At 44.6% G+C, this 24,901-nt stretch carries 22 protein-coding genes; 10 read left to right on the top strand and 12 right to left on the bottom strand.

Features of this window, described 5'->3' with window-relative positions:
• Nucleotides 1-116: 116 nt before the first annotated feature.
• Entirely contained in the window at nucleotides 117-698 is a 582-nt protein-coding gene (sodB, locus tag ACYX4N_RS15550) for a superoxide dismutase [Fe] (RefSeq protein WP_025254504.1), read from the bottom strand.
• A 349-nt stretch (nucleotides 699-1,047) separates the two neighbouring features.
• Between sodB and ACYX4N_RS15545 the strand changes: the two genes are divergently transcribed.
• From ACYX4N_RS15545 to ACYX4N_RS15525, 5 genes are all read left to right on the top strand, one after another.
• A complete protein-coding gene (locus ACYX4N_RS15545; RefSeq protein ID WP_136780857.1) occupies nucleotides 1,048-1,398 on the top strand; it encodes a Grx4 family monothiol glutaredoxin in 351 nt (116 codons plus the stop codon).
• 333 nt (nucleotides 1,399-1,731) lie between these two features.
• The gene (locus tag ACYX4N_RS15540) at nucleotides 1,732-4,302 is read left to right on the top strand and encodes a TonB-dependent receptor plug domain-containing protein (RefSeq protein WP_476054650.1); all 2,571 of its coding nucleotides are present in this window, start codon (nucleotides 1,732-1,734) and stop codon (nucleotides 4,300-4,302) included.
• A 165-nt stretch (nucleotides 4,303-4,467) separates the two neighbouring features.
• Nucleotides 4,468-5,028 carry an RNA polymerase sigma factor gene (locus tag ACYX4N_RS15535; RefSeq protein ID WP_474831674.1) on the top strand — a complete coding sequence of 187 codons (561 nt, stop codon included), beginning with the start codon at nucleotides 4,468-4,470 and terminating at the stop codon, nucleotides 5,026-5,028.
• A gap of 1 nt (nucleotide 5,029) precedes the next feature.
• Nucleotides 5,030-6,085, top strand: coding sequence for a FecR family protein (locus ACYX4N_RS15530; RefSeq protein WP_476054649.1), 1,056 nt, complete (start codon nucleotides 5,030-5,032; stop codon nucleotides 6,083-6,085).
• 100 nt (nucleotides 6,086-6,185) lie between these two features.
• Nucleotides 6,186-9,257, top strand: coding sequence for a TonB-dependent receptor domain-containing protein (locus tag ACYX4N_RS15525; protein ID WP_476054648.1), 3,072 nt, complete (start codon nucleotides 6,186-6,188; stop codon nucleotides 9,255-9,257).
• Between the two features lie 150 nt (nucleotides 9,258-9,407).
• On the opposite strand, the gene ACYX4N_RS15520 is transcribed toward ACYX4N_RS15525, so the two are convergent.
• Nucleotides 9,408-9,602 carry a bacterioferritin-associated ferredoxin gene (locus ACYX4N_RS15520; RefSeq protein ID WP_179982758.1) on the bottom strand — a complete coding sequence of 65 codons (195 nt, stop codon included), beginning with the start codon at nucleotides 9,600-9,602 and terminating at the stop codon, nucleotides 9,408-9,410.
• Between the two features lie 285 nt (nucleotides 9,603-9,887).
• On the opposite strand from ACYX4N_RS15520, the gene ACYX4N_RS15515 reads away from it, so the two are divergent.
• Entirely contained in the window at nucleotides 9,888-10,493 is a 606-nt protein-coding gene (locus ACYX4N_RS15515) for a peroxiredoxin (RefSeq protein WP_474808007.1), read from the top strand.
• A gap of 72 nt (nucleotides 10,494-10,565) precedes the next feature.
• Here the strand turns inward: ACYX4N_RS15515 and rnt are convergent, their stop codons facing one another.
• Complete coding sequence (rnt, locus tag ACYX4N_RS15510; protein ID WP_474854231.1) at nucleotides 10,566-11,201, bottom strand: ribonuclease T; 636 nt, start codon at nucleotides 11,199-11,201, stop codon at nucleotides 10,566-10,568.
• A 340-nt stretch (nucleotides 11,202-11,541) separates the two neighbouring features.
• On the opposite strand from rnt, the gene ACYX4N_RS15505 reads away from it, so the two are divergent.
• On the top strand, nucleotides 11,542-12,414 hold the full coding sequence (locus ACYX4N_RS15505) for a flagellar protein MotY (protein ID WP_118489874.1): 873 nt from the start codon (nucleotides 11,542-11,544) through the stop codon (nucleotides 12,412-12,414).
• 37 nt (nucleotides 12,415-12,451) lie between these two features.
• Here ACYX4N_RS15505 and glpQ read toward each other — a convergent pair whose 3' ends face one another.
• From glpQ to ACYX4N_RS15490, 3 genes are all read right to left on the bottom strand, one after another.
• Nucleotides 12,452-13,648, bottom strand: coding sequence for a glycerophosphodiester phosphodiesterase (gene glpQ / locus ACYX4N_RS15500; RefSeq protein ID WP_476054647.1), 1,197 nt, complete (start codon nucleotides 13,646-13,648; stop codon nucleotides 12,452-12,454).
• 105 nt (nucleotides 13,649-13,753) lie between these two features.
• Nucleotides 13,754-14,149, bottom strand: coding sequence for a lactoylglutathione lyase (gene gloA, locus ACYX4N_RS15495; protein WP_179982761.1), 396 nt, complete (start codon nucleotides 14,147-14,149; stop codon nucleotides 13,754-13,756).
• Between the two features lie 200 nt (nucleotides 14,150-14,349).
• Nucleotides 14,350-15,060, bottom strand: coding sequence for an SDR family oxidoreductase (locus ACYX4N_RS15490; protein ID WP_476054646.1), 711 nt, complete (start codon nucleotides 15,058-15,060; stop codon nucleotides 14,350-14,352).
• A gap of 328 nt (nucleotides 15,061-15,388) precedes the next feature.
• Between ACYX4N_RS15490 and cspE the strand changes: the two genes are divergently transcribed.
• Nucleotides 15,389-15,601: a transcription antiterminator/RNA stability regulator CspE gene (cspE, locus tag ACYX4N_RS15485; protein WP_025254517.1), complete on the top strand. Its 213-nt coding sequence runs from the start codon at nucleotides 15,389-15,391 to the stop codon at nucleotides 15,599-15,601.
• Nucleotides 15,602-15,764: 163 nt separating this feature from the next.
• Complete coding sequence (locus ACYX4N_RS15480; RefSeq protein WP_476054645.1) at nucleotides 15,765-15,944, top strand: hypothetical protein; 180 nt, start codon at nucleotides 15,765-15,767, stop codon at nucleotides 15,942-15,944.
• 236 nt (nucleotides 15,945-16,180) lie between these two features.
• On the opposite strand, the gene ACYX4N_RS15475 is transcribed toward ACYX4N_RS15480, so the two are convergent.
• Nucleotides 16,181-17,599 (bottom strand): M20/M25/M40 family metallo-hydrolase, encoded by a 1,419-nt coding sequence (locus ACYX4N_RS15475; protein ID WP_476054644.1) that lies wholly within the window; start codon nucleotides 17,597-17,599, stop codon nucleotides 16,181-16,183.
• A gap of 198 nt (nucleotides 17,600-17,797) precedes the next feature.
• Here ACYX4N_RS15475 and ACYX4N_RS15470 point away from each other — a divergent pair, with 198 nt between their 5' ends.
• Nucleotides 17,798-18,604, top strand: coding sequence for a putative periplasmic lipoprotein (locus ACYX4N_RS15470; RefSeq protein WP_476054643.1), 807 nt, complete (start codon nucleotides 17,798-17,800; stop codon nucleotides 18,602-18,604).
• A gap of 68 nt (nucleotides 18,605-18,672) precedes the next feature.
• Here ACYX4N_RS15470 and ACYX4N_RS15465 read toward each other — a convergent pair whose 3' ends face one another.
• The 5 genes from ACYX4N_RS15465 to rsxC all read right to left on the bottom strand — a co-directional run bounded on the left by ACYX4N_RS15465 (nucleotide 18,673) and on the right by rsxC (nucleotide 24,901).
• On the bottom strand, nucleotides 18,673-19,395 hold the full coding sequence (locus ACYX4N_RS15465) for an endonuclease III domain-containing protein (protein ID WP_476054642.1): 723 nt from the start codon (nucleotides 19,393-19,395) through the stop codon (nucleotides 18,673-18,675).
• Nucleotides 19,396-19,517: 122 nt separating this feature from the next.
• Entirely contained in the window at nucleotides 19,518-20,210 is a 693-nt protein-coding gene (locus ACYX4N_RS15460; RefSeq protein WP_474854240.1) for an electron transport complex subunit E, read from the bottom strand.
• Nucleotide 20,211: 1 nt separating this feature from the next.
• Nucleotides 20,212-21,066, bottom strand: coding sequence for an RnfABCDGE type electron transport complex subunit G (locus ACYX4N_RS15455; protein WP_476054641.1), 855 nt, complete (start codon nucleotides 21,064-21,066; stop codon nucleotides 20,212-20,214).
• Nucleotides 21,066-22,151 carry an electron transport complex subunit RsxD gene (gene rsxD / locus ACYX4N_RS15450; protein WP_476054640.1) on the bottom strand — a complete coding sequence of 362 codons (1,086 nt, stop codon included), beginning with the start codon at nucleotides 22,149-22,151 and terminating at the stop codon, nucleotides 21,066-21,068. Before rsxD ends, ACYX4N_RS15455 begins: the two co-directional genes overlap by 1 nt.
• Entirely contained in the window at nucleotides 22,148-24,901 is a 2,754-nt protein-coding gene (gene rsxC / locus ACYX4N_RS15445; RefSeq protein WP_476056459.1) for an electron transport complex subunit RsxC, read from the bottom strand. Before rsxC ends, rsxD begins: the two co-directional genes overlap by 4 nt.

Raw genomic sequence — 24,901 nt, 5'->3', positions numbered from 1 at the left:
GTGTCTCTTAATGAAGCTTTTCACATAAACAAAAGCCCCGCTGTAGAGCGGGGCTTTTCATTTGTTTTTTTCAACGCTGTGTAGCACACAGTGTGCACTACAAAACGGCGTAAGGCTTACGCAAAGTTTTTGCTTGCGAATTCCCAGTTAACCAGTGCCCAGAAATTTTCTAGGTACTTAGGACGCGCGTTGCGGTAGTCGATGTAGTAAGCGTGTTCCCAAAGGTCGACAGTAAGTACTGGTGTTAGGTCATCGCCAGAAATAGGTGTTTCAGCGTTGCTAGTGTTAACGATATCTAGGCTACCGTCTGCAGTTTTAACTAGCCAAGTCCAGCTAGAGCCGAAGTTGTTAACTGCTTTGTCGTTAAACGCTGCTTGGAAGTCTGCAAATGAACCCCATTTGGCGTTAATCGCGTCAGCTAGTGCGCCAGTAGGCTCGCCGCCGCCATTCGGGCTAAGGCAGTGCCAGTAGAACGTGTGGTTCCAAACTTGCGCTGCGTTATTGAAAACACCGCCTTCAGAAGATTTAATGATTTCTTCTAGGCTTTTGTTTTCCATGTCAGTACCTTCAACTAGGCCGTTAAGCTTAGTTACATAAGTAGCGTGGTGCTTGCCATAGTGGTACTCAAGCGTTTCAGCAGAAATATGCGGTTCTAGTGCATTTTGTTCATATGGTAATGCTGGTAGTTCAAAAGCCATGACGGTCTCCATGTTGGTTTAGTATTGTAGTCTAAAGCACACTTATCTTCGCCTGTTCAATAAGTGCCAGTCAACGCTTAGCCGACTATATCACTTTAGACGCTAAAGCATATCCCAAATGTGGGGATAAAGTCTTATAACTCAATGACAAAATTGTGAATTTTTTTTCAAAATCTATTTTGTGGAAATCTAGCGTTGGTAGATATACAGGTAGATAGGGATAGAGCGTACTAAAAGATCAATTCAGTAATGGGTAATTAAAAGGGATTTTATGATACCCTTCGCCTTGATAAATCATACATGCATTCCCATCTTAGAGGGAATACACTTTTGTGCTCAGAGGAATCAAATGGATAATACTGAAAATCAATCAACGCTAGATAGAATCAAGCAGCAAATCGAAGAAAACCCAATTTTGTTGTATATGAAAGGTTCTCCTAAACTACCTAGCTGTGGCTTTTCTTCACAAGCATCACAAGCGTTGATGTCATGTGGCGAACCATTTGCTTATGTAGATATTCTACAAAACCCTGATATTCGTGCTGAACTACCTAAATACGCGAACTGGCCTACATTCCCACAGCTATGGGTAGAAGGTGAGCTTGTTGGTGGTTGCGATATTATTATCGAAATGTTCCAACAAAACGAACTTCAGCCGCTTATCAAAGAGACAGCTGAAAAATACAAAGAAGAAGAGTAAATCTGTCGATTTGTAGCAGATTTCTGATATTTTAAATATCGATTAAAAAGCTGGCTTTATGCCAGCTTTTTTCATTAAAAACCGCCAAAAACTTCTCACTTTCATTCCCGTAAAAACTATATAGACAGGTCAGAAATAGAGATCCTCTATGGTTTGAAAAAATATTTTTATTTTGTCGGAAAAGGTTTGTTTTTTAATATCTTGCGTTCTATAAAACATGCAGCTGGCCGCAAATGAGTCAGTGTTGAAGGTATAAAACAACAACCTCTCGAAATACTTTTTTATTGTGTGAATAACGCTGAAAGTGTTTTAGAGAAAATCCGGGAAACCACCATGAATACATCCTTGTCTTTATTGACTAAAAACGTGCGCGGCGTATTAGCTGCATCTGCGGCGTTTTCAGTAATGGCTACAGCACCTGTTTATGCGCAAGAAGCAGAAGAGAGTGCGAAAGCTGAAGATTATGAACAAATCGCCGTCGTTGGTTCACGCGCAGCGCCTCGCTCTGTAGCAGACTCAGCGGTTCCAATTGATATTATTTCTGACGAAGAGTTCAAGCAGCAGGGTGCCACAGATATGGTATCTATGATGCAAACCGTTGTTCCGTCTTTTAACGTTAACGACCAGCCAATCAACGATGCATCGACGCTAGTACGCCCTGCAAACCTTCGCGGTATGGCATCGGACCACACGCTTGTACTTGTAAACGGAAAGCGTCGTCACCGTTCTGCGGTTATCACTTTCCTAGGTGGCGGTCTATCAGACGGTGCACAAGGCCCTGATATTTCAGTGATTCCAGCAGCGGCACTTAAGCAGGTGGAAGTACTTCGTGACGGTGCAGCGGCGCAATACGGCTCAGATGCTATTGCCGGTGTAATTAACTTCGTACTGAATGACGCGTCGGAAGGCGGTACATTTGAAGCCCGCTATGGCTCTTACTACGAAGGCGATGGCGACATGATCCAGCTGTCAGGTAACGTGGGTTTACCATTATCTGACAAAGGCTTTATCAACCTTTCTGCAGAGTACCGCACTGCTGATGATACTTCGCGTAGCATCCAGCGTGACGATGCGGCAGCGCTTATTGCGGCGGGCAATACCTTTGTGGCAGATCCTGCACAAATTTGGGGTTCGCCTGAAATTAAGCATGACATCAAGCTTTTCGCTAACGCAGGTATTGAGCTTTCTGACACCTCAGAAGCCTATATATTTGGCAACTTCGCCGAGCGTGAAGTTGAAGGTGGATTCTATTATCGTAACCCACACAACAGAGGTGGTGTAAACGATGGTGGTACAAATGAAGACGGTGAGCAGCTACTTCTTGTTGGTGATTTAACTGGCGATATGTCAGGTAATTGCCCAACTGATATCGTGGTTGGTGACAACGTCCTTGAAAACCCTACCTATATCAATCAGGTATTAAACAATCCAGATTGCTTCGCGTTTAACGAAATACTTCCAGGTGGTTTCACTCCTCGCTTTGGCGGTACGGTAACGGATATGTCTCTTGTCTTTGGTACTAAAGGCGAGTTAGACAACGATATTACCTATGACGTAAGTTTGAACCTTGGCCAAAACGAAGTTGATTTTGCTATTAGTAACACTATCAACCCGTCGCTTGGTCCAGACACGCCAACGTCATTCAGCCCAGGTCGTTACACGCAGTCTGAGCAAACACTTGATATTGATTTTACAAAACCTTTCGATGTTGGTTTGTATGAGCCGCTATTCGTAGCGACTGGTTTCCAATACCGCAACGAAAGTTATGAGAGCGTTGCAGGTGATACTGCCTCTTATGAAATAGGTTCGCTGGCGACACAAGGCTTTGGCATTGGCTCAAATGGTTTCCCTGGCTTGGCGGCCAATAGCCAAGGTCGTGTGTCCCGCAACAACATCGCGCTTTACATTGATGCAGAAGCCTATATCACTGAAAACTTCATGCTAGCCGGTGCGCTACGTTACGAAGACTTCTCTGATTTTGGCGATACTACGAAAGGTAAAATTGCGTTCCGCTGGCAAGCGCTTGAGAACATTGCGTTCCGCGGTGCATTCTCAACAGGCTTTAAAGCACCTACGCTTGGTCAAAGTAACGTTCGTAACGTAACCACAGCGTTCGGTACCGGTGGTCAACTTATTGACCGCGCAACGTTACCGCCAACGGATCCGGTATCTCAGCTTAAAGGCGGCGAACAGCTGACGCCTGAAGAGTCAGAGAGCATTACATTTGGTGTGGTAGCAGACTTTGAAAATGGTTTATTCATTACTGCTGACTACTACAACATTGAATTGACTGACCGTATTAGTACCGCTTCTGGTATTGAGTTAACTGACGATGATATCGCAGCCCTGCTTGCGCAAGGTATTAATGATGCGTCTAGCTTCCAAGAGATCAGTTTCTTTACGAATGACTTCGATACAACAACAGAAGGTGTAGACGTTGTAGCGAACTACGCAATGGAAATGATGGGCGGTGAAACTAAGTTCTCACTTGCTTACAACTGGACATCGACAGAAGTAGACCGCGCGTCAGAGAATATCTCTGACTTCCGTATTCGCATGCTAGAAGACAACCTTCCAGCAGTGCGCTACAGTGCAACAGCGAATCACACCAACGGTGACTGGCGCTTCCTTGCACGCTTGAACTATTACGGTAGCATCTTTGAAGATCACTTAGATTCTGCATTACCTATTGATAAAGTAGGTTCAGAGTTTACTGTGGACTTAGAAGTGGCTTATAACTTCACTGAAGAGTTTACTGTAACAGTAGGCGCGAAAAACGCCTTTGATGAATACCCAGATGAGAATACACAGTATGCCGGTATAGCAGGTTCGTTGTATCCAACTACCTCACCAATCGGTATTAACGGTGGCTTCTATTATCTAAGAGGTGTTTACACGTTCTAATCGCTAATACTAGCGAAAACAACTTTCACAATTGTTTCGACGTGGAGGGGAGCGTTAGCTCCCCTTTTATTTTCTATATTGAACATCATTTACGTGAAAAGTCATGAAGAAACAGGCATTATTGATGCCATTGTAAGCAATTCGAAACACACAACTTTTATTATTATGACAAGAAAGTCGACAGTAGCTGAAACCTTTTTAAAATACCGCTCGAAGTTAATGCGCGCGGTAGGTTCTATTGTTGGCGCCGACGACATTGAAGATATCGTGCAAGAAGCTTTCATAAAAAGCTACGAAGCAGAATTAAAACAAGAAATACAATATGAGCGAACATACATGCTCAAAACAGCGCGTAATTTAGCGTTGAACCATGTTGCAAAAGCAGAAAATAAAAACAAGCAGCAGCTAGATGACATGGATATTTTGCCTTACGAACTAGTGGGGCACAGTTTAGAAAAAAACGTAGAGAGTAAAGAGCGCTTTATTCATTTTTGCCGAGCGACAGACACGCTGTCTGCTGATGTAAAACGCGTATTTTTACTTAAAAAAGTATATGGCATGCGACAAAAAGAGATTGCAGAGCTTGTGGGGCTAAGCGAAAGCACCGTAGAAAAGCATGTCGCCAAAGGTTTAATGATGTGCTCTAGGTATTTAGCCGAGCTTTCAAATGACAGTGCATCTCCCCGTGCCACTGCTACCGCGACTCAGGACATAAGCAGTAGTTAACATGAATAATATTCGCCAGTTTTCAAGCAAAGAAGATATCCAAGAGCAAGCGTGCCTCTGGGTGAGCCGTCTCGATCGCGGTTTAAAAAGTGACGAAAAGGTAGAGTTAGACACCTGGTTGGCAGAGAGTAATGCCCATCGCCAAGCTCTATTAGATGCCGCAAGCTTGTGGGATGATATGTCGGTGCTTAATGAATTAAGTGGGTTATTCCCACAACCAACAGCAAGGCACACTGCCAAAAAGCGCGCCCTACCGAAAAACGCTGTATGGGGCATTGCTGCCACTTTCTTAGTCATGGCAATCGCGATTGGCGTCATTGTTCACCGCACATGGTTAAATAGCACGCCTGAATTTGCTGCTGTTAGCCAAAAAGTTCAGACGGGTGTCGGCGAACAGAAAAATGTAACCTTATCCGATGGTTCGCAGCTTCATCTAAACACCAACTCTTTAGTAACGGTAGATTTCACATCAAGTGCACGCAATATTGTACTTTTAAAAGGCGAAGCTCATTTTGAAGTGGCTCATGATAAAACCCGTCCATTTTCAGTTACCGCTGGAAACAATACTGTAACTGCAGTAGGTACCGCGTTTAATATGCAGTATGTTGACGACAACGCATTTGAACTTGTTGTTACCGATGGCAAAGTATTAGTTAAAGACCGCTTTAAAGCATCATCTTCAAATGAATCACTTTTTGGTAAGCGTCCTGTTACAGAGGAAGGTTTGCTAATGTTTGCAGGGGAGAAAGCGACTGTTTTGGGCAAAGTAGAAACCCGAGAAAGCATGTCGCAAGATGAGATTGATGATGATTTAGCATGGCAGCAGGGTATGATAGTTTTTAAAGGCGAGCCCCTTGAGTCGGTGCTACTAGAAATTGGGCGTTATACGCCAGTTCGTTTTCACATTTCTGACAATAGTTTACGTAAGCGCAGAGTAGCGGGCTATTTCAAAGTGGGCGACATAGACGGCTTGTTGTCTGCACTAGAAAGCAGCTTTAATATTACCTATGAGAAAGTTACAGAAACCAGTATTGAGCTTAAGCTAGCGAAAGGTTAATTAATGTTTGATAGATAGGTGCTATTGGCTATTCCCCATTGGCATCAATTTATTTAATGTGACAATATAATTAAAATAATAAGTACATCGACCATATATCTTGCATTACGGCAATTTAGCGATAAGCAGGCAAACGAAAAAGGCAATAGAGAAGCTGCATGCCCTTGCGTGTTCGGCTGGTTGCGCTTCGCACAAAACAACGGCGTGGTTTTCTCACTTTGCGCTTGCAGCGCCCTTACATATTGCCTCGAGTGTATGTTTATTTTTATTCGTAACACCGTCACTTTACGCGCAAGACGAGAGCGGTTCGACTCTCAAAAATCCTCAACCTTCTAAAACTCTTCCGGCATCAGCGCCCGATGCTTTTAGTTTCTCTATTCCAGCACAGAACGCTAACGAAGCCTTAACTGAATTAGCTAAACAAGCCAACACTACCCTTTTGTTTCCTTTTGATTTGGCGAAGAAAGTAACGACCAATGCGCTTAAGGGAACCTTTACCTTGAGTGAAGCATTGGCTCAATTACTTGAGGGAACGGAATTAGCGGTGGTAGCCGATGAGAATGGGGCGTTGAGTATTCGTTCTCGTGCATCGCTAACAGCGCAAAGTAAACAGCCTGATGATAATGAACAGTCAGATGACGAGGGGGCAAACGGGCTTGAAAAAATTGCTATCGTTGGCTCTCGTAACGCGCCTCGAAGCGCTGTCGACTCGGCAGTGCCTCTTGATGTTATTGGAGCAGATAAACTAAGTTCACAGGGCAATAGCGACGTCCTTTCCATGCTAAGCGTTATGGTACCTTCACTAAACGTGAACGACCAGCCTATCAATGATGCAAGTAGCTTGGTGAGGCCTGCTAATTTAAGAGGTATGTCGTCAGATCACACTCTGTTGTTGTTAAATGGCAAGCGGAGACATCGCTCAGCCGTTATCACATTTTTAGGTGGAGGTTTATCAGATGGTGCTCAAGGTCCCGATATATCCGTTATACCTGCTTATGCGTTAAAACAAGTGGAAGTACTGCGAGACGGGGCCTCTGCCCAGTATGGCTCAGATGCTATCGCTGGCGTGATCAATTTTGTGCTAAAAGATGACCGTGAGGGTGGGAGCGTTGCGCTTAAAGTTGGAGGGTACAGTGAGGGTGATGGCGAACTGCTTCAAATACAGCTTAATAAAGGCTTTGCGTTAGGAGAATCGGGATTTTTTAACGCCACTTTAGAATACCGACAGCAAAACGGCACATCGCGCTCGGTGCAGCGAGATGATGCCCAAGGGTTATTAGAACAGGGAAATAGCTTTATTGCCTCGCCATCTCAAATTTGGGGCGCTCTTGATGTTAGTGAGGATATTAAGCTCGCACTCAATACTGGTGCTGATCTTTCGGCAACCTCCTATTTTTATAGTTTTGCGACCGCCGCGAGAAGAGAAATAAACGGAGGGTTTTATTTTCGAAACCCGCAAACTCGCGAAGGTGTTTTTAGCCGAACCGATCCAAATACCGGTGAAAGCCGTCTTATTGTTGCTGATTTGGATGGACTAAACAGCGGCATAGCGTGCCCTTCAATTTCCTTATCGAATGATAACGTACTAGAAGATCCTAGCTACCAACTTATTGCAGATAACACGACAGCACTTGGAACAAACTGCTTTGCCTTCAATGAGTGGTTCCCCGGTGGTTTTACTCCTCGGTTCGGTGGAACGATTACCGATGCATCTATTGCAATGGGCATAAAGCAAGAATTGTCTTACGGGTGGGCGATGGATATCAGTGCCACCTTGGGCTATAGCGATATTGAGTACACCATATCAAATACGGTCAATCCTTCGCTTGGCCCGCAAAGCCCAACGACCTTTTCGCCAGGCGGGGTATCGCAAGTAGAACGCACGCTAAACCTAGACTTTACTAAACTGATCCAGACTATTTTTGACGATCCGGTGAGCATTGCTGCTGGCGTTGAATGGAGAAAAGAGACGTATTTTCAAAAAGCGGGAGATGAAGCCTCGTATATCGCTGGCCCTTTCGCTTTAGAACCCCCGATAGGCTTAAGTGAAGGCTTCTCAATAGGCTCTAACGGTTTTCCTGGTTATCAACCTCAGTCTGCTGGTCACTGGAGTCGCAGCAATTGGGCTGTGTATGCCGACTTGGAATTTTACGCGACTGAAGATTGGGAGTTTGGTTTAGCAACGCGAGTAGAGCATTTCAGTGATTTCGGGTCAACATTTGATGGAAAGCTAAGTACGCGCTATACACTTAACGAGATGTTTGCACTACGAGGTTCTGTAAATACGGGGTTCAAAGCACCCACTGTGGGACAAAGCAATGTTATAAACGTAACTACTGCCTATGGCCTTAACGGCTTGGAAGACCAAGCAACCTTGCCGCCAACCGACCTTATCTCGCTGCAGCTTGGAGCCACGCCGCTGACGCCTGAAGAGTCAGTAAACTTTAGCTTGGGCTTGGTTATGCAAGCGAGTGACAACTTCTTTGCTACCCTTGACTATTTTAATATTCGCCTTACCGATCGCATCAGTACCACATCGGCCATTCCTTTAACCGAGGATGACGTTAATGCGCTTGTTGCGCAAGGGCGTTTTGATGCGGCCCGATATAACTCCGCTAAGTATTTTACTAATGATTTTGATACTAAAACCCAGGGTATCGATTTAGTTGTAAACTACAATTTTGCGTTAAGTGACTGGTCAAACTCTGTGTTGGTTGCCTACAACTGGACAGACACACAAGTTGAGCGTGTATCTCTGTATCCGGTGTTAAGCGATGGGGAAACAACGCTTCTGCCCAATTTAACCGAGGCTCGAATACGTATGTTAGAAGACAATCTCCCTGCTCATCGAGGGAGCATTACCTTAGAACAGTCAAAAGGTGAATGGGCCTTCACTTGGCGTTTAAACTACTACGGTAAATTTTATGAAGATCATCTAGATGCTTCGGCAGGCTTGGATATTTACGGCAGTGCGCTAACCACTTTCGATGCTCAACTCGCTTGGAAGGTTTTGCCTGATACTCAACTTACTTTTGGAGCGCAGAACTTGTTTGATGCGTTGCCAGATGAAAACCCCTTTAAAGGGGAAGTGGGGGCCCTTTATCCACCAACATCTCCGGGCGGTATTAACGGCGCGTTTTACTATGCAGGTGTCGAGTATCGCTTTAATTAGCTGAAAGTACTGACGAAGCTTAATCAAGAAAAGGTGAGGGAGCTAAACCGAGCGTTTTAAGATGAATAAAGCGTTAACTTCAATAGATAGGGTAAGCGTGTTCGGAAATAAGACTGCGATATTTAGCCTTGATAGCCTTGGACTTTAATATTAGCCAACGTCTTTGAAAAGCGACTCATCAATGATAGTTTGATCGATAATTTGTTGCGCCATATTGATGCACTTACCGCACTGTGAGCCTAGCTCTAAATGTTGGCGTAACTCACGTACATTTCCCACGCCGTTTTCTTCAACCGCCGCGCGAATGCTTTTATCTGTTACCCCATAGCACATGCAAACAAACATTAAACGTACTCCAAATGAATCTGTAAATGATAATAATTGTTATTCTTTGTTTTGGCAAGCAGATAATGGCAAGTTTAATAAACCACAATTTGGTAATGACTGGGTAATGTCTAGATAATTATTTATGTGGACGAGCATTATTGGTACGAGCAGTAAAAAAACTCATTGTTTAACATTGTTATTTCCGTATTCGTACCTATTTTCTGGGAAGGAAATTTTCTATCAAAGTGTTTACGCAATGTAATCACTTCTATTATTACAATCCAAATATAAATGGAGAGACTCATGAGTGTATTAGTTGGCCGTCCTGCGCCTGATTTTACTGCTGCAGCGGTACTTGGTAGCGGTGAAATCGTAGATTCTTTCACACTAAGTGAAGCAATCAAGGGTAAAAAAGCGGTTGTATTCTTCTACCCGCTAGATTTTACTTTTGTATGCCCGTCAGAGCTTATCGCTTTCGACAAGCGTTATGACGAGTTTAAAAAGCGCGGTGTTGAAGTAATTGGTGTTTCAATCGACTCTCAATTTTCACACAATGCGTGGAGAAATACCCCAGTAAATCAAGGTGGTATTGGTCCGGTTAAATACACTCTTGTTGCTGACGTAAAACACGACATCTGCCAAGCATACGATGTTGAGCACCCTGAAGATGGTGTTGCTTTCCGCGGTTCATTCCTAATTGATGCAGAAGGTATGGTACGTCACCAGGTAGTAAACGATCTTCCACTTGGTCGTAACGTTGACGAAATGCTTCGCATGGTTGATGCACTAGCGTTCCACGAAGAGCATGGCGAAGTTTGCCCAGCAGGTTGGACCGAAGGTAAATCAGGTATGGATGCATCACCTGAAGGTGTAGCTAAATACCTATCTGAAGAAGCAGACAAGCTATAAGCTAACCTGTTCAAAGATAATAAAACAGCGCCTTTTGGCGCTGTTTTTGTTTATGGCGTTTATCTAAATAAACTATTCTTGATTTTCTACTGGCCAGCCACCTAAGGCCTTATAGCGATTTACCATATAGCAAAATAGCTCGGTGGTTTTCTGTGCATCGTAAAGGGCGCTATGCGCTTCATTTTGGTCAAACGATATACCCGCAGCCCGGCATGCCTTTACCAGCACAGTTTGACCAAGAGCAAGGCCCGCTAGGCTGGTGGTATCGAAGGAAACAAATGGATGAAAGGGCGTGCGCTTTATATTGCAGCGCTCAATCGCAGCATTAACGAAGCTTTGGTCAAACGTTGCGTTATGAGCAACGATAACAGAACGCTGACAGTCTGCATTTTTCTGTGCTTTGCGAATACCTTTACATAAATCCTTCATGGCTTCGCTTTCCTCAATAGCACCTCGTAATGCGCAATTTGGATCAATGCCATTAAATTCTAACGCCGCGGGCTCAAGGTTAGCGCCCTCGAACGGATCTATATGGTAGTGAAAGGTTTGGTCTGGATGCAGTATACCGTCTTCATCCATTTTCACCGTAACCGCTGCTAACTCTAATAAGGCGTCAGTGCCTGCATTAAATCCGGCCGTTTCAACGTCGATAACAACAGGGAAATAACCTCGAAAGCGCTGGGAAAGAAGGGGCGGGTTGGCAGACATAAACACTCTTGTAAGACTAGATTGCAGAAACTGGTTGGTCGCTTTTTATGCAAACCTACCTGCGAAACTTATTAGCGAAAAGAATTATCGCAAGGATATCTTCGAGTTGCCAGTTTCAATTTGAAAGTAGCGAAGATGGGACGCGCTAATAGTACGAAACGTTAATGGTATTAAGCGCTAAACTTTTCTACACTTTGGACGATAATCATATTAACCATGGATTTTTAAAACACTCAATTCGCGGCTTAAAACGAATGGGTACAATTTATGGCTCTTAAATATTGGTGGGCGTATGAAAAGCCTACACCTGTGTTAGTCTGACTTTCGTTATGGTGTCGAAATGGTGTCGAAATTAAAATATATCGCTTTATTGGGGATGGTGGGGTCGCTGTCGTCCCATGCTGCCATGCGGCAATATTCTGCAACCATAGAAAGCTCCAACTGGCGTATTGATACTGACACGCGGCTGCAGTGTACGCTTAACCACGAACTTCCTGGCTACGGCGAAGCCATGTTCACGAGTTCTGCGTCGAAGCAGCTCAACATGGAATTTGAATTAGATATGTACATGCTGCCAAACAAGTTTGATGTGGCTGCGGTCTACTCTGTTCCGCCAAAGTGGATGCCGGGTGTGGCGCCAAAGACCATCGCGGATATGTCTATTCGCAAGCAATATAACGGCGACTTGCCGCAAGATGCTGCATGGACCATGCTATCTGAGTTAGAGAAAGGCTTTTGGCCTACGATTTACTACCAAGATTGGTACAACAAATACGACCAGGTGAGTGTGGCATTAAACGCAAGCAACTTCTCAGGTGTGTATCGCGACTTTGTTAAGTGCGTGTCGAACTTGCTTCCCTTTAGTTTTGATGACATAGCCTACACAGTGCTGTCTTATCAGAACAACAGCACAGAACTTACTAAGTATTCGCAAAAGCGTTTAACTATGATTGGCGAATATTTAAAAGAAGACAGCGAATTGGAGCTTGTGCTTCTCGATGGATACACAGACAGTTACGGTGGCCGTTACAACAACGAACAATTGTCTATTCGACGGGCTAATGAAGTAAAAAGTTATTTAACTACGCTAGGTGTACCTGAAGATAGGATCCAGCTAACAGGCCACGGTGAAAAACGTCATATCGCGCCAAACGATACGCGAGAAAGCCGCGCGCAAAACAGGCGCGTAGTGGTACGACTATCCAAGTCATAGGCGCTTGCTAAAGCGCCTTAAACCCGTTTAACTTGCGTTAATTTGTTTTGTCTCGCCAAGTTAATACAGGCACTAAATGGTCGGTAAAAACGCCGTCAGCTCGAATTTCTTTTTGCAATACATCTAAAATTTGTTCTCCAGACATGCCCGCTGGAAGCGCATCCTGACGATAAGTGTAGGGGTGAATGGTAAGTTCATTATCGTGAGCGTACTTAACCCAGCTTGCTGCTTCTACTTTCCCTTTAGCCATAGCCTGGGTATCCATTAAATGGCCTAACCAAGGGCCTATGCCGTTTGCATACTTCGCGACTTGCTTCATGCCATCTTGTGTACGCAGCCAATCGTAGTCGGTGTCGCTCTCGCCCCAATCGTTCTCGCCAATCAGCATAACTACTTTGCCCTTAAAGCCAAGCGTTTCACGAATGCGTTTGACCTCGTTAAAGTCAAAGCACTGCAGGTAACTATTGCCGTTTTCTCCCGCAAACCCGTAGTTTTTTAATGTGTCGATAACCATCTTACTGGCATCAATACCTTCAGCAATGTGAAAAGCAGGGGACTTTACTTCTGGGTATACGCCTACAGACGTGCCGAATTGGCGATTAAGTTCGCTGATTAGCTCAAAGTGTTCACTTAACGTGGCCACTTTGAAATTAGCCTGGGAGCCGCGGTACCTACTTTTAAAAACTTGTTTGTCATCACTGTTGGCACGCTCATGTACCCGCAATGCTCGAAGCTCTTCGAGGGTGAAGTCACGGGCGTAATAGCGTCCGTCCTTTCGGTGACGTGCTGGAAAAATATCTTCTACATTAGTGACTGTCTCTAAGTGAATGTCGTGTAGTACCACCGGAATGTCATCTTTGGTGATAACAACATCCTGCTCTATAAAGTCAGGACGCAGCGAGAACGCTAGCGTGGCTGCTTCAAGGGTGTGTTCCGGCAAATAGCCAGAAGCACCACGGTGAGCGATAACGCTAAAGTGCAGTCTTTCACTAACGGTATGTTCTGCTTCAGCTTGCGAGGTTTTACTATTCGTAGCACCAGCCGCAAACGCACTCTCAGAGGCAAGGGCACCTGTAAATAGCACCACCAAAGCAGGTAGTAACGATGCCAATCTAGTCGTGTATCTATTGCGCAACCTAGCATTGCCCTTTAATCTCAGCTTGAGCTGGTTCGACGAACCCGCTATACCCTTGCTTACCTGGTTTAAAGAAAATAATAAGCGGTTACCTAGCATGTGACTGCCACTCCATGTGTTTACTTTTATCGCCTTCTTACTTATGCCGTACATTTCACAGAAAGCTTATGTTACAAGCGCTTAAAAGATATTGGCGACGTCGCGCTATAGTGAAATAGACTTATTTTGAATAAGTTCTATGGCATACCCATCTGGATCGCGAACAAAAGCGATGACGGTAGAGCCACCTTTTACGGGGCCAGGTTTACGATACACCTCAGCGCCATTTGCTTCTAAGTTTTCACAAAACTGATAGATGTCGTCTACTTCAATGGCGATGTGGCCGTACGCGTTACCCTTATCGTAGGTGTTGTCACCCCAGTTATAAGTAAGCTCTAACACGGTGCTATCGGTCTCTTCTCCATATCCTACAAAAGCGAGGGTGTACTCATACTCTTTGTTTTCTGATTGCCGAAGAAGGCGCATGCCCATCAATGAGGTGTAAAAGTGAAGTGACGCCTCTAAGTTTTCAACTCGAAGCATGGTGTGAAGCATTCGCATAACTATTTCCTATTTGAACCATCAGAATTACCCGATGGTACACTGCATTGTATGTGCGCGTTTGCAGTTGCCACATGTATCCAGAACTCTAGCTACACAGATCCCCGCATAGTACTTTCGTTGGTCAACGCAAACGACACACCATGATAATGGAAAAATGTTAACGCTTTAAGACAGTTTTACAATTCCACTTAAACGTATTAAAAACCCCACATGCCGATATTATCAATTTTAAGTCTACGTGGTTGGCTTAACAGATAAACCACTATTTTTCCTAAGTCTTCGTTTTGAATCAAACCCTTGTCTACTTTCTCTGATCCTGTTTTCTGTGACTGAATTAGCGCAGGGTTGAGCGAGTGAACGTGAATGCCATAAGGTCGCACTTCCTCTTGAAGAGCTTTACCAAATCCCACCAATGCGAATTTCGAAGCGCAATAAACGCCTGCATTGGCATATCCATTTAGTGCCGCCTGAGAGGCAATATTAATAATGTAACCTTCTCGATTTTCAATCATATGGGGCACCACTTGCTTACACATAAGGAAGGAACCTTTTACATTGGTATCCATCACTTCATCCCAATCGTCTTCACTGGTTTCCCAGATGAGCGTTTCTTTACCAAAACCACTGTTATTGATAAGAACGTGAAGTTCGCCAAATGCATTTTTAACTTCTTTTACGAAACTTGCTACTTCATCACTTTTTGATACATCACATTTTGTCCCAATGACTTTACCGGGGAATAGCGCATCTAATTGTTCAACTGTCTCGTTTATCGTTTCTTTGTTGCGTCCACAGATAGCTACTTTCATTCCTGCATCTAATAGAAAGTGAGTAATAGTTTTACCCAGTCCCTTGCCGCCACCTGTCACGATGGCGGTTTTACCCGATAATGAGTACATGTCTGTCATAATTAAAACCTAGCGAAAAAAGAATAAGATTAACTTAGCCGCTATTGGCGTTATACAAACATACGTATTCATTGTGGGCCCAAATGATAAGCTCGCGTTGCAATGCTTAAAAAATAATCCCGAAATAATTGGACATGGCGGCTAATTACCTGTACTGTCTCGCTCGCTCTAGATATGTTTTATGCTTTACCTAATACTGCGCTGTACCTTTCTTTATACCTTCAAATTGAAGTGCTAGATAGATATACAACTGCTTTACTAGCTTAGTTATGTCTATTGCTATTCGGTGGCTTCCACCATTACATCAATTTTTTAAAAGGTTATTATTATGTCTAATTCTGTAAACGGTACAGTTAAGTGGTTTAACGAAGAAAAAGGTTTCGGTTTCATTACTCCTGAAGCTGGTGGCAAAGACGTATTCGTACACTTCCGTTCAATCACTTCTGACGGCTTCAAGACTCTTGCTGAAGGTCAAGCGGTTAGCTTTGAAGTTGAACAAGGCCAAAAAGGCCCACAAGCTGCTAACGTAACAGTTCTTTAAGACCTGTAAGCCAGCTTAGGGTTATTTCCCTTATCTGAAGTAACCCGCAAAGATGGGCTCTTTTCCACGAAAAATGTGAAAGAGCCTAATTTTCGTTTTTAGATTTCTTTACCCAACCTGCGAGGAATTCAAAACAAACAATATCAATAAAGAAGTATTTAATATGCAATTTCAAAACTCTATCTCTACCCTTAACAGCCTTATTCCAGGTGCGTTAATTTCAAATATCTCTATAAATAAAACTGCTGTTGCCTTTAAACATGCGAATACCTATCGACATGTTCAGTTATCATCAAGACAAGAAGCAAAGCGATTTATTGATCAGCTTATTCAAGAGAGCTAATTAAGTTCTAACTACCCATTCTATGCTTTCGTGCTTAATAACAAGCGCTTAAGAGACTTTATCGCTGTATAGTCAGTAATGATGCTAAAAAGCTAAAAGGTTATAGGTCTTGCGTGTTCAGTCGTGCAACTGCGTCGTATGTATTAAGCGCTGTAAATAAAGGTGTGTTGTTACAAGAAAAGCATTGGCTAGTACGGGTGTGTACTAACCAACGTCATTATAGAAATAACCTGTGGTTATTGTTTGGCTTTTAAGTCGACGTCTGAATCTGCTAACAGATATATGCTTGCTGCATAAGCTGCAATGTTTTGCGCCAGTTCATCAGGGTTAATTTTATCCAATGTGTCATCAGGCGTGTGATGAAGATCGAAATAATCTCGTCCGTTTTGGTTCAACCGGATAGTCGGTACGCCTTTCGCTGCTAGCGGTATAATATCGGGGCCGCCACCAGCAACGTCTGAACCACCGCGAATTATACCTAGCGGGGACAGGATTTTTGCGATTTCATCTACCAGTACTGTTGCTTCAGGGTTCACATTCGACACAAGTTGCCAAATTGTTTGCGCACCAAAATCAGACTCTGTAGCAAGTACGTGGTTAGCAAGGTTCTTTTCATGCTGTTTTGCATAAGCAAACGCGCCTAACAAGCCCACTTCTTCAGCGCCAAACATAACTACACGAATGGTGCGTTTAGGGCGTTCAGGCAGTGATGCAATTAATGCGGCTGCCGCTGTGGTAATAGCAACGCCCGCACCGTCATCTACAGCGCCAGTGCCGAGGTCCCAGCTATCTAAGTGACCACCAATGAGCACAATCTCTTCAGGCTTTTCACTTCCTACTAAATCTAGTATTACGTTGCCGCTATTTACTTCGCCTTTCCACTTTGACTCAGAATGGAGCGATAACGACAGTGGCTTGCCTAAATTGTGTAGGCGTCGTAAGTGATCGGCGTCGGGGTTAGAAATAGCAACTACTGGGATATCGGCCCACTCATCACCGTCTGAGCTCATCATGCCAGAGTGAGGGAAGCGATGAGAGTCTGAGCCTACCGAACGTACAACTAAAGCTTCAGCACCACCGCGTTGTGCATGTTGCCAACCAATACGGCGACGCTGATTCGCTTGACCATAGCCTGCACCCGTTTGGCTTTTTACCATGGCGTCGCCATCGACAAACGCAATTTTGCCTTTCAGCGCGCCGTCTTTAACTGCGGTTAGCGCGTGAATATCCCTGAAATACACGATGTCAGCGTTGATCTCGCTCTCTGAAGGAGCCGCTCCACCTAACGCGGTACCGTAAAGGGGCTGCATGTATGGCGCAGTAAGTGAAATATGTAAGTGACCCCTGTCCCAGAAGGGCATGATAAACTCTTCAATACTCACTTTATCAAACCCAAGGCGCTCTCCTACCTTAACGCCCCAGTTTCTGGCGCGCTTTTCTGCTTCTGAACCGCCAAGGCGTGGGCCTATCTCTGTAGTGAGTGATTCTACGATGCTATAGCCTAAGTCACTTTTCAGCGCTTTTTGAATTAGCGTCTCGGCATTTTTCTTTTGCTCGTCAGTAATGGGGGAAGTTTCAGCAAAAACACCGAAACTGCATGCACTTACTAATGCACCAAACGCTAGATTCCTAGCGATATTATTCAATCGGGACATGTGTTCTCCGTGGATTATTTTTATATTTTTATTTATTTGCGTGAGCAAAAATATGACGTACTTATCATAGCCAAATTGAGATGTGCTTTCGAGGTAAACCACAAGCCGAAGCCGTAAGTTAATCGCAAAGCAGGTCTACTTGGTTGTCAAAAATAATGTTACCTTTTGAAAAGGAAAAAAATAACAAGGAAAGTAAATTTGAAAATGTCACTCTATACTTATTTCAAACATAGCACATTAACCTTCTCTGGCTTTATCAACGATAAGGCTTGTTTCGGTTCATTGCTTTGTGCATTTTTGCTTGTTGGTTGTGGCGGTAGCTTAAATGATAATGACAGTGTAGTAAGGCCAAATTCAGTACTAGGCGTATGGTTTGGGCAAACTTCAACAGCTGAAGATGGGCAAGAAGAGGTTGTTATTGCGGTCTCCTCTGAGGGTAAGACTATTGTATTTTCGCAGGCCTCGCGAGACACGCTTATTGCTCACGGCGACATAAGCGAAGATACCTTTACTTCTGACGATACCATGCTGTATCCAGGAGAAGGCATGACTAAGCATGGCACAATGCAGTTCACAGCGAATGGTGACAGTTTAGAAGGCTCAGCGACAGTATCGGGTCTCACATTTGACTTCTCTGCCAACAAAGTCAGCGCTACCGAGGATGTTTCATTTATCGATATTGCTGGCAATTATGCAAGTTCTTGGTCTGATGGTGCTTACACTCGTTCGTTTGCTATCGATAACGAAGGGATGATCAGCGGTTCAGATACTAATGGTTGCATATACTCAGGCTCTGTTGAGCCAATTAGCGGGATCAGTTCGCTTTTCAATATTAAGATTAAAGCAGAGGTATGCTTTGAAGATTTCGATTATGAAGGGCTTCTTGCTTATGGCGTATTTCCCTTTGAGTATCAGAACTCAATTATTGAGAGAAATGGTATTGTCATAGCATCAGAGGCCTCATCGAGAGCTTATGCTTTTCGCCAATTTAGCCCTCAAGATTAAGGTTGTCGACTATATAAACAAGGAGTCTATAGACTCCTTGTTTGATTCGTAAGGGCTCGCCTTAAGTTCTATTTACGCTTCTTCTTAAGCGCCAATTTTTGCTTTTTCTCTTGCTCTTTTAGCACTTCGTTTATAAAACTTTTTCTACCGAATTCACGGGTAATAGTACACTTATTTAGATCAAAGCCGCGAGCGGGGCAGTATTCTCTGCCGTACAAGATAATCTGCAGATGGAGGTCGTTCCATCTTTCTTTAGGGAACAGGCGTTTTGCATCGCGTTCTGTTTGCTCTACGCTTTTTCCATTCGATAGACCCCAGCGGTACAATAAACGATGAATATGAGTATCTACCGGGAAAGCAGGAATACCAAACCCTTGAGACATAACCACCGCGGCTGTTTTGTGGCCAACAGCAGGCATGGCCTCCAGCGCTTCAAAGTTCGCTGGAACTTCACCATTGTGTTGTTTAATGATCATATCGGACAAATGCCAAATGCCTTTCGATTTCATAGGCGATAATCCACAAGGGCGGATAATGTCTTGTATTTCTTCAATACTCATCAACACCATGTCGTAGGGATTATCCGCGCGAGCGAATAACTTTGGCGTAATTTGATTAACGCGCTCGTCGGTACATTGGGCCGATAATAGAACCGCAATGAGTAACGTATATGGGTCTTTGTGATCTAAAAAGATAGGAATTTCTGGATAAAGGTCATCCAAAATTCGCATTATTTCTTTTACTTTTTCCTGCTTAGAAAGTGGCTTTGCCGGCTTAACTACATCATTCATTTCTATATACTTTTTTAATATGGTCGCTAAACAAGGTGTAAATTTTTTAAGTTAAAACGTTTGCGCCATCTGCTGAAGTTTTCGCTTACTCCGTCAAGCCACACTAATAATTACAGTATGATTTAACTCTCTGCAGTAACACGCACGCGCTCAGCTTTCACCGCAGGCGATGTTTGCTTAGCTGCTAACTTGGCATCTACGCTGTTTTTAATAGCAATAAGAAGTCCCATGCCTAAAAACGCACCCGGCGGTAATATCGCAAGTAGAAATGGGTTTTCTGTGTTGAACAGTGTAATAGTCCAATTCGCAGCAATGGGCCCAAATAGCCTATCTGCACCCGCTAATAACGTACCCGCACCCAGTATTTCTCGCATGCCGCCTAGTACCACCAACACAGTGGTAAATCCTAAGCCCATCATGAACCCATCGTATGCGGACGCAAGGGGCCCGTTTTTCGATGCAAAGGCCTCAGCGCGACCTATGATGGCGCAGTTAGTTACAATCAGTGGAATGAAAATACCTAACGCCAAGTAAAGGTCGTAGGTATAGGCATTCATTAAAAGCTGAACAATGGTTACAAATGCTGCAATAATCATAACGAAAACAGGGATGCGAATCTCGTTTCTTACCACGTTTCGAACGAGTGAAACGGTAATGTTACTGCCAATTAAAACCAACATGGTAGCAAGGCCAAGTCCTAAACCATTAATGAAGGTAGCGGTAACGGCTAGTAGGGGGCACAATCCTAACAGCTGTACTAACGCAGGATTGTTCTTCCAAAGTCCTTGCAAGGACAGGTCGCGAAAGTCAGTCACGTTATAACTCCTCTACACTATGAGGTTGGGTTTCATCCACATTAAGGGCATCTATTGTTTCAACCGAATCTGTTATTGCACAGGTGTTGGGAGCGGAGAATAGCGCGCTTTGGTTAGCCTGAGCGTAAAGTAAAGCCTCACGTACGGCTGTGACTACCGCTCTTGGTGTTATAGTAGCGCCTGTGAATTGGTCAAATTCGCCGCCATCTTTTTTGACTTGCCATGGGGCTAAATTGTCTGGTGAGAAAGACTTGCCGCTGAAGGTTGTGATCCAGTTGCTCACTGCAAGCTCAATTTTATCACCAAGCCCAGGGGTTTCTTTGTGTTCGATAACGCGTACGCCAAGCACTCTCATATTGGTCGTTTTTATTTCAGGCGTATTCATTTCGGAAGCACTCCCGTCGAGCTCAACCATATCGGTTAGCGGTAGGGCAGAGGTATTGAGGTTTTCACTCTCACCGCTACTGGAGTCGCTTTTCATACTCTGTTGTTTATCGGTGCCAATATGTGTATCTACTTTTACACCGACAACAATATCTATATCACCGCTATAACCATCTGGAGCGGTGGCTTCCAGCACAAGCGCGCTAGGTTGGCCGTTTAGCGTGGCACGGTATACCTTATGGGCTTTTTTGATGCCCAGTTCGGGGGCGTTGACTTCTGTGCAGTTGGCGTACAGGGCATTGTCGTGGAATTCACTAGGCACAACTTCATTAAGTACGCTTAGAAGCTTTTGCTGCTTTTGTTGCTCAATTTTGTCTTGGGTGCCGAAAAAGGTTAACGCTATCAACGCTGTGGTGACAACGGCAAACGCACCTAACATAAGGCCGTTTTTGGCCAAGCTTTCTTTCATCATTACTGCTTACCTCGGCCTTTGCCCACATTTTTACCGTAAACGCGAGGGCGGGTGTAATAGTCAATAAGCGGTACCGCCATATTCATAATGATCACCGCAAACGCCACTGCATCGGGGTAACCACCAAATGTACGTATTATAACTACCCAAAAACCAATGGCAGCTCCAAATATAATTCGGCCTTTTGGGGTTGTTGACGCGGAAACCGGATCGGTTGCGATAAAGAAAGCGCCTACCATCACTGCCCCATTAAACAGGTGGAATAGCGGTGAAGCATAGTAATCGGCGTTAACTAAATGAAGCAGTAATGCACAAACAAATACGCTCAGCAACATGCCACCTGGGATGTGCCAGCTAATAACACGGGTTTTCCAAAGGTAAAGACCGCCAAGTAAATAGGCAAGGCTAACCATACCCCATCCTGCACCAGCGGCGTTGAATATGCCGCCATCGAAAATTGGTTTAGCTAAAGACTCTGAGTATGTCACACCTTGCGTTAAGTCAGTTTTTAACGTGTCTAGCGGTGTAGCCATGGTTACACCGTCGGCAATAGTTTTAAGCTGAGTAACATCGTAGCCGCTGGTAGTGAAGCCTGTAAATATCAATGACAGCGAGTCAAGGAAGCTTGGCGTAACCCCAGCATGGGTTGCAGGGGGAAGCCATAGGCTCATGGCTGCCGGGAATGAAATAAGCAAAACCACGTAGGCTATCATTGCGGGGTTAAAAATATTGAAACCAAGTCCGCCATAGACTTGTTTAGCAACCGCGATCGCAAAAAATACCCCAATGACCGTCATCCACCACGGCAGAGTAGGTGGAATACTAATCGCAATTAACAAGCCGGTTAAAACTGCGCTGTAATCAGTAAGCGTGCGTTCTACAGGGCGCTTTCTTAAAAATAAAATAACCCCTTCAATAACCAGTGCACTTACTACTGCAATGACCGCTTGAATAAGCATGCCCCAACCAAAAAAAATAGATTGGGCTATCATGCCTGGGATCATGGCGTAAATGACCATGCGCATGACCTGTCCGGTATCGCGTTTAACCCGTTGGTGTGGTGAACTCGATAAACTTAACTTCATTCTGATTCTTTCTCTTGTTCAGCCGCCGCTTTTTTGGCTTTAGCTTTTGCAATGGCTGCCGCTATACGTGCTTTTTTTTCATCTTGAGCAGTGGTGGTTTGAGAAGTTGATTGCATGCTTGCTACTTGTTCTGCTTCACTAGGCGGCTCGCTCTGTTCATTTTCCTTGTGACTTTCTTGTTCAGCAGTATCTTGTGAGGCTGCTAAATCGTCATTTGTGCTCTGAGCAAGCTTTTTTGCTTTGGCCTTTGCCACTGCGGCTGCTATACGCGCTTTTTTCTCGTCGGCGTCACTTTTAGATGGAGCGTCGTTAGTATTCTCATTAGGCGTGCTGGTTACATCCTGCGCATTTTGCGCTGAAGCTGTCTCTATGCTGAGGTCACTGTTGCTAGCATCTACTTGCTCGCCTTCTATATTGTCCTCTAGATTCCCTTCCTGTTTGGCCGCTTTTTTGGCTTTTGCTTTTGCCACGGCGGCAGCAATGCGGGCCTTTTTCTGTTCCGCTTCGCTCAAGTTGCTAGATGAATTTAAAGCCTTGTTATCCTGAGCACCATCATCTTGGCCGTTGACACTTTGAGGATCCGCTTCTTTTTGCAAGCTAACGTCTTGGCTGTCTGTGTCAGCTTCACTAACAGGGCTAGATGCTTGTGCTTTTTGCGACGCGGCCTTTTTGGCTTTCGCTTTAGCAACGGCAGCAGCTATCCTAGCCTTCTTTTCATCCTTAGCGTCTGTTTCACCTAGCGGTTCTTTAGACTGATTGTCTTGCTGCTCGCCAAATTGAGTGGGCGTAGCCTGCTCAGATTGGCCACTTGCGTCATTTCTTGCGGCTTTTTGCGCTTTTGCTTTAGCAACAGCCGCTGCGATTCGCGCTTTTTTCTTTTCCTCAACTGATAGGTCTGCGTTAGTTTCAGTCTTTGAAGGCTCAGAATTTGATGTCTCAGAATTTGAAAGAGCAGCATTTTTTTCGACTTGAGAACCTGCTTGGTTTTCTATTGACGCATCTGAATGCTGGCCAGCCTGGGCTGCTTTCTTCGCTTTCGCTCTGGCGATAGCAGCGGCTACCTGAGCTTTTTTATCGTCTGCCGCTGGGTTAGGCTCGTCAGCGTTTACTGGCGTATTTTCGTCTTTAGCCTTGGCCTGCATTGCCGCTTTTTTCGCTTTCGCCCGTGCAAGCGCCGCCGCTACTTTATCCTTTGCTCCCGTTGCGGTAGCGTCAGCCGAGTTATTTGCATTATCTACAGCTGCAGCATTTTGTTCTTTGGCTTTATTTGCGGCTAACCGCGCCTCTTTTGCTTTTCTATGCTTTGCTTCTCGCTCCAGCTTTTCACGCTCTAAACGCTCTTTACGCGCTTCAAAACGCTGCTTGGCCTTTTCAGCCTTGTTCTTTTCATCGCGCTGAATGCGTATCTCAGATTTCGCCTGGCGATAGTAATGCACTAGCGGAATCTCGCTGGGGCAAACGTAAGCGCATGCGCCGCACTCTATACAGTCGAAAAGGTCGTATTCTTCGGCTTTGTCGTATTCTTTTGCTTTAGCGTGCCAAAAAATTTGTTGTGGGAGCAGTGATGCCGGGCAAGCATCGGCGCACGCGCTACAGCGTATACACGGGCGTTCTGCATTATCATCTACAAGCTCTTTTTTGGCCGGGACCAATAAACAGTTTGTGGTTTTTACCACAGGAATAGTTGCGTCTGATAAGGTGAAGCCCATCATAGGGCCGCCCATAATGACTTTGGGCGCTTTCTGTTTTTTCGGGTTGTAACTTGCTTCTTCTAACAAATGAGAGACTGGTGTACCTAATAGCGCTCTGAAATTGCTAGGGGATTTAACTGCTTCGCCGGTTACAGTAACAATACGCTCTATAAGCGGCTTACCATGCAAAATAGCGTCTGCAATGGCATAGCAGGTTCCTACGTTAAACATCATCACGCCTACATCGGCAGGCAAACCATTTCTTGGCACTTCTCGGCCAGTGACAACTTGAATTAGCTGCTTTTCACCGCCAGCAGGATATTTAGTTTCAACGCTAACCACGCGGTAGTCTTTCTTATCCTGACAGGCAATATTGAGTGCCTCGAACGCTTCGGGTTTGTTGTCTTCAACCGCAACAATAATTGCCTTAGGTTCGATAAGGTGAGTCAGAATGTCTAAACCCTGGCGTATTTGCCATGCGTGCTCACGCATTAATCGGTCATCAGATGTGATATAAGGTTCACACTCAATCCCGTTTAGGATGAGAAACTCAACAGGCTTAGACGTTGAGGTTTTGATATGGGTAGGGAAGCCTGCGCCCCCCATTCCAGAAATACCAGCTTGGCAGATAGCTTCAATAAGTTTGTTTTTATCAATCTCGCTGTAGTTAGCGATGGGCGACAGGTCGCCCCATGTATCTTTACCATCCGGGCGTATTGATATACACATTTCGGTTAAGCCGCTAGGATGAGCAACAACATGCGGCGCTATTGCAACGACTTCTCCAGAGGTGGGAGCGTGTACAGGTACCGAAAAAGGCGAGGAGCTTTGCGAAAGAATTTGGCCTTTTAACACGGTATCGCCAACTTCTACGCAGCATATGCCGTCTGAACCAATGTGCTGGCGCAATGGTACTATCAATAACTCAGGCAATGATGGCTTTTTAATTACCGACGTATTAGAAAGTGATTTTTTATCGTCAGGATGCACACCACCTGGAAATGAGTACAGCTTCCCCGCTTCAAGCGCTTCTATAATTGAATCAAAACTTGGATACAT

This window comes from Alteromonas sp. ABH4_452 (genome assembly GCF_056311825.1).
Note: the sequence above shows the minus strand (reverse complement) of the source record. Positions and strands in the feature narration are given on the sequence as shown.

Coding starts and splice junctions, on each gene's coding strand:
- rsxC (WP_476056459.1), bottom strand. CDS start 24,901: ATGTATCCAAGTTTTGATTCAATTATAGAAGCGCTTGAAGCGGGGAAG.
- ACYX4N_RS15490 (WP_476054646.1), bottom strand. CDS start 15,060: ATGACAGACATGTACTCATTATCGGGTAAAACCGCCATCGTGACAGGT.
- ACYX4N_RS15535 (WP_474831674.1), top strand. CDS start 4,468: ATGACAAGAAAGTCGACAGTAGCTGAAACCTTTTTAAAATACCGCTCG.
- cspE (WP_025254517.1), top strand. CDS start 15,389: ATGTCTAATTCTGTAAACGGTACAGTTAAGTGGTTTAACGAAGAAAAA.
- ACYX4N_RS15520 (WP_179982758.1), bottom strand. CDS start 9,602: ATGTTTGTTTGCATGTGCTATGGGGTAACAGATAAAAGCATTCGCGCG.
- ACYX4N_RS15540 (WP_476054650.1), top strand. CDS start 1,732: ATGAATACATCCTTGTCTTTATTGACTAAAAACGTGCGCGGCGTATTA.
- gloA (WP_179982761.1), bottom strand. CDS start 14,149: ATGCGAATGCTTCACACCATGCTTCGAGTTGAAAACTTAGAGGCGTCA.
- ACYX4N_RS15530 (WP_476054649.1), top strand. CDS start 5,030: ATGAATAATATTCGCCAGTTTTCAAGCAAAGAAGATATCCAAGAGCAA.
- rnt (WP_474854231.1), bottom strand. CDS start 11,201: ATGTCTGCCAACCCGCCCCTTCTTTCCCAGCGCTTTCGAGGTTATTTC.
- ACYX4N_RS15480 (WP_476054645.1), top strand. CDS start 15,765: ATGCAATTTCAAAACTCTATCTCTACCCTTAACAGCCTTATTCCAGGT.
- ACYX4N_RS15545 (WP_136780857.1), top strand. CDS start 1,048: ATGGATAATACTGAAAATCAATCAACGCTAGATAGAATCAAGCAGCAA.
- glpQ (WP_476054647.1), bottom strand. CDS start 13,648: ATGCTAGGTAACCGCTTATTATTTTCTTTAAACCAGGTAAGCAAGGGT.
- ACYX4N_RS15515 (WP_474808007.1), top strand. CDS start 9,888: ATGAGTGTATTAGTTGGCCGTCCTGCGCCTGATTTTACTGCTGCAGCG.
- rsxD (WP_476054640.1), bottom strand. CDS start 22,151: ATGAAGTTAAGTTTATCGAGTTCACCACACCAACGGGTTAAACGCGAT.
- ACYX4N_RS15455 (WP_476054641.1), bottom strand. CDS start 21,066: ATGATGAAAGAAAGCTTGGCCAAAAACGGCCTTATGTTAGGTGCGTTT.
- ACYX4N_RS15505 (WP_118489874.1), top strand. CDS start 11,542: ATGGTGTCGAAATTAAAATATATCGCTTTATTGGGGATGGTGGGGTCG.
- ACYX4N_RS15465 (WP_476054642.1), bottom strand. CDS start 19,395: ATGAATGATGTAGTTAAGCCGGCAAAGCCACTTTCTAAGCAGGAAAAA.
- sodB (WP_025254504.1), bottom strand. CDS start 698: ATGGCTTTTGAACTACCAGCATTACCATATGAACAAAATGCACTAGAA.
- ACYX4N_RS15475 (WP_476054644.1), bottom strand. CDS start 17,599: ATGTCCCGATTGAATAATATCGCTAGGAATCTAGCGTTTGGTGCATTA.